Source organism: Bacillota bacterium, from assembly GCA_024655925.1.
Lineage (GTDB): Bacteria > Bacillota > DTU025 > DTU025 > JANLFS01 > JANLFS01.
The window spans coordinates 1-3927 of record JANLFS010000160.1; the positions used below are offsets into that span (position 1 = coordinate 1).

General features: G+C 60.5%; 5 protein-coding genes and 1 pseudogene. 1 reads left to right on the forward strand and 5 read right to left on the reverse strand.

The genetic code is table 11. The features are described 5' to 3' along the window. Positions 1-227: hypothetical protein (locus NUW23_15260; GenBank protein ID MCR4427517.1), on the forward strand; the 227-nt coding region annotated here is incomplete at its 5' end. A 49-nt stretch (positions 228-276) separates the two neighbouring features. Here NUW23_15260 and istB read toward each other — a convergent pair. The 5 genes and pseudogenes from istB to NUW23_15285 form a co-directional block, all read right to left on the reverse strand. Beyond that, a pseudogene (gene istB / locus NUW23_15265) lies at positions 277-983 on the reverse strand (IS21-like element helper ATPase IstB). 47 nt (positions 984-1030) lie between these two features. Then, complete coding sequence (locus NUW23_15270; protein MCR4427518.1) at positions 1031-2161, reverse strand: IS21 family transposase; 1131 nt, start codon at positions 2159-2161, stop codon at positions 1031-1033. Positions 2162-2650: 489 nt separating this feature from the next. Further along, complete coding sequence (locus NUW23_15275; protein MCR4427519.1) at positions 2651-3034, reverse strand: HIT family protein; 384 nt, start codon at positions 3032-3034, stop codon at positions 2651-2653. 11 nt (positions 3035-3045) lie between these two features. Next, the gene (locus tag NUW23_15280) at positions 3046-3396 is read right to left on the reverse strand and encodes a nucleoside triphosphate pyrophosphohydrolase (GenBank protein ID MCR4427520.1); all 351 of its coding nucleotides are present in this window, start codon (positions 3394-3396) and stop codon (positions 3046-3048) included. Next, positions 3386-3927, reverse strand: a 542-nt coding sequence (locus NUW23_15285) for a restriction endonuclease subunit R (GenBank protein ID MCR4427521.1), incomplete at its 5' end; no start/stop codon positions are given. The genes NUW23_15280 and NUW23_15285, both read right to left, overlap by 11 nt.

Sequence of the window (3927 nt, forward strand, 5' to 3'; positions counted from 1 at the left end):
GGAACGGTAAGAGAGAGCATGTCGAGAAAGCGGCGGCGATATCCTGCGTTGGAGCTCAGCCCCGGTTGTTGATAGCGATGGAACGAGTCTTGCCGGGCGAAGGCGAATTTCGTGCAGCCATGAGGGCCCTGGGTAAGGCATACCATCGGACGTATCGATACTACGGCATACTCTGCGCTGATGCCCTGTATGCTCAGGCACCGTGTCTTTGTCAATCCAAAAGTTGACCGGGTCGCTAATTGAAAAGTCGACCACCCTGGCGAAATAGGGGCGGGGCTATATGCGGCGACGCGGGCTCTCGCGGAACCGGTAGGACTCGCCTTCGAAGAGCAAGATCGTCGCGTGATGTGTCAGCCGGTCCAGCAGCGCGCTAGTCAGATTGGCATCTTGGCATCGCCGAACACCTCCCCCCAGCGCGAGAACTCAAGATTGCTCGTGACCAGGAGGCTGCCACGCTCGTAGCGGTCCGCGAAGAACTGGAATAGGAGCGGCCCGCCGGGACCCAGTCCGAGGTAGCCGAACTCGTCGACAATCACCAAGTCAACAGCGTGCCAGGACTTAAGATACTTTGGCAGCCGGTACTCCTGCTGTGCCTGCAGCAGCTCCTGCGCAAGCGTGATGGTCTGGATGAACCGGACGCGGTAGCCAGCCTCGATGGCTGCCAAGCCGATGGATATGGCAATGTGCGTCTTGCCGGTGCCGGAGCCCCCAAGACAGACGACGTTTTCTTTCGCCCGAATGAACTCGCCCCGGGCAAGGTCCAACACCTTGGGCTTGGGCAGGCTCGGGATCTGCGAGAAGTCGAAAGCGTCCAGCGTCTTCACCGTCGGAAACCGGGCCGAGTGCAGCCGTGCCTGCAGCCTGTACTCCCGGCGGGACTCCGTGTCGGCAGCCAGACACGCGGCGAGGGAATCTAGCGGGTGTTTGCCGTCGTTTAGGGCCTCGCGGGCTAGTGCTTGGTAGGCGCGCTTCAGCCCCGGCATCTTCAGCTCGCGGAGGTAGTTGCCGAGCAGTGCTACGCGCGGGTCGCTCACGAGTTGGTCACCACCTTCGCAAGCTGGTCGTAGAGGCTGAGATCGGGAGCCTTGAGCTTCACGGCGATGTCCGGGGGCACTGCCACCGCCACCGGTTCGGGCCTGAGATCGGCCAGGATCAGTTGCCGCACTGTCTCAGCCGTCAGATGCTCCTCTGGCATGTCCATAGCCTGGACCAGTGCGGCTTCTACGGCCGCGGACGGGAACTCGTGGTTCAGAGCAAGGATAGCGGCAAACTCTCGGTAGCCGTGGTCTTGCCTCTGCAGCCGCCCCCGCGCCTTCTGGCATACTGCCGGCATCTCAGCGACGAACGCTGCATCCAGCAAGGCATGCCGCTTCACCTCCACCACGTTGAGGTAGTGGCGGAAGTCCGTCACCAGGCCACCCCGGCCAGCGAGCGGCTTGTGTGAAGCGACAAGCTGATCCTTGTAGTAGACCTCAATATGGTCACAGTATACGTCGAGCCGCGCCGTCTGACCAACTAGGCTCGCAGGCACCGAGTAGCGATTGCGGTCACAGGTCACCAGTGCCTGCCTGGACACCACGGCCAGCCGCGTCAGGCAGGCCTTGAGCTGGGCAGTGGGCAGCGGGCGCAGTGCAGCCCGCTCGGTCTCCCACCCCAGGTGCTTGGCGCGATCCCGGTCGCACCACGCCAGCAGATGGCGGTTCAGTTCAGCAACGTGTTGCACCTCGGGCATCGGCACCATGGCATTGCGGCGGACATAGCCGCAGAGGCTCTCAACCGCGCCCTTCTTGTGCGCCTTGCGCGGGTTGCAGAATTCGGCATCGAACAGGTAGTGCGCCCGCAGGCTCGACAGCAGGTTGGTCTCCCGCCGCCGGTTCCCAGCGAGGAACTCCCTCACAGTGACCTTTGCGTTGTCGTAGCGCACCCTCGCCGGTACACCGCCCAGCCACTCGAAGGCGCGAACATGCCCGGCTAGGAAGTCCTCCACCCGCCCGTGCAGGAACGCATAGGCGAAGCGCACGACGCGGCGCACGGTAGACTCAACGCCGGTGAACTCGTCGCCGTACTCCTCGACCAGCCGGTCGTAGATGCACCTGGCCGAAGGATTGCAGTCAGTCGCCGGGGAGACTTGTGGAGAAGCACCGGGGGAATAGGCTCTCAAAGCGTACGGCCCCATTCTCTTTTCAGCCTGGGCGATGCCTACGGAGGAGAGACTTGCGGTTGTGGTCGAGATTATGGCCGAATGGCGTTCCCAGTTCAAGTTCGGCGGAGACAAGCTCCCATGAGGGTGCCTGAACAACAGATTGTTCCTGGAGCGTCTTCACGGGCCTGCTATTGCCATACTAGAGAGCGGACGGGCGGGGAGCGCCTCATGGCTGCTGCGGCAGACCCTGGAATTCTGTCCGAACGACAATCAAGGGGCGCGGCAAGTCCTCATCACGAAGAAGAGCCATCGCAGGCCTATGGGATCGTGTCTTCACCGAACAACGCTCGGTGGCCGGGATCAGGCCGACACATACTGGCGGGACTGTGGCACCCTTTCGAAACCAATCCCGGGCGCGGCTGAGAGTGGCAGGAACGTTGCCGATGCCGCAACTGCATTTGATAAACAGCAGCCCCGCTCGCACCCGCTCGGCCCCGAACCCTGATTCTACCTATGCGTGTAGACCCTCTTCTCAGGTATGACGCCCCTCACACCCCCACGTGGATCGCTCATGTCCCCGGCATAGCGGGGTATCAGGTGCACATGCAGGTGCATTACGGTCTGACCGGCGGCCTTTCCATCGTTTACTCCGATGTTGAATCCATCGGGATTATGCTTCTCGATGAGGAGCCGTCGGCAATCCTCCAGCAGCTGTAGTAGGGCGGCCTTCTCTTGGGGGGTAGTCTCGAAGAAGGACTGAACATGCCTTTTGGGGATAACGAGCATGTGGCCAGGGGAGACAGGGTATCGGTCGAACACTGCGAAAGCAGAGTCGTTTTGAAGTTCCACCTTGTCCAGACTACAGAAAACGCATCCATTCGTCTGCTCCATCTGTTGAACTCTCACTCTCCCTCTCCACTGGAGCCCGAGACACTTATGAGAAACAGCCCTTCATCGAAGCCTCCCCGTTCCTCCCGCTTGGCAAGGCGCATCTCCTCGATACCTGCGGGAGACACGTCACGCCTCCGGGCGATTGCGTAGATGACCTCGATCAGGTCAACAAGCTCGGAAACGTCCCTGGTCTCATGATACTCCTTCAACTCTTCGTCCAACTTGCGCTCGAGTTCCAGTTCAAGCTCGGCCGAGTTGAGGTTCCGCGTCTTGCAGGTCTTGTGCGAACGCCTTATCAGTTCGGGTATCCGATCCCTTACTAACTTGTTGTGCAAGACTGTCGTGGAATTGTCACTCGTCATCGCGATACCGCCTTCTGAAGTACTGAACGGTCCGGTAATCGAGTATGTCGCGGACGTGAGCCGCGAGGTCCGGACCAAGGTGGTCTTCCAGCCCGGGGTCCAAGTAGAATACCCGGTTCACCTCATCATAGTGAAAGAACCTCCCTCTGGAGAGGAAACGTATCGGGTTCTTGCGCGCAAGCTTAGCGAAGTGGTCGACGGTCCACTCTCTGAAGTCGCGGTTGCTTTTGTCCTGCAGGTCTTTCTGGTGAACGAGATCATTCACATAGAAGCTCATCATGCTTTCTCCCACCGTATTCAGGTCCACCTTGCTGCGGATGCCGCCATCATCGACCAGGAAAGACCGTATCGTCGGAGCCTTGTAGGACTTCGTGAACGGGGTCTTCTCAAGCACCTCCAGAAACTCTTCTGCCGCCGTATCGAGCCACCTTCCCTCGGGCTCCGTGAGCTCCCCCAGGGAATCAAGGAAACGGAGCCAGCCCCGGCGCAAGTACTCTCGGGCTGGGATGTCACTGCCCCGGTACACGTCCA

Excerpts from the sequence above, each read along its gene's own strand:
- NUW23_15275 (MCR4427519.1), bottom strand. The coding sequence starts at position 3,034 with ATGGAGCAGACGAATGGATGCGTTTTCTGTAGTCTGGACAAGGTGGAA.
- NUW23_15280 (MCR4427520.1), bottom strand. The coding sequence starts at position 3,396 with ATGACGAGTGACAATTCCACGACAGTCTTGCACAACAAGTTAGTAAGG.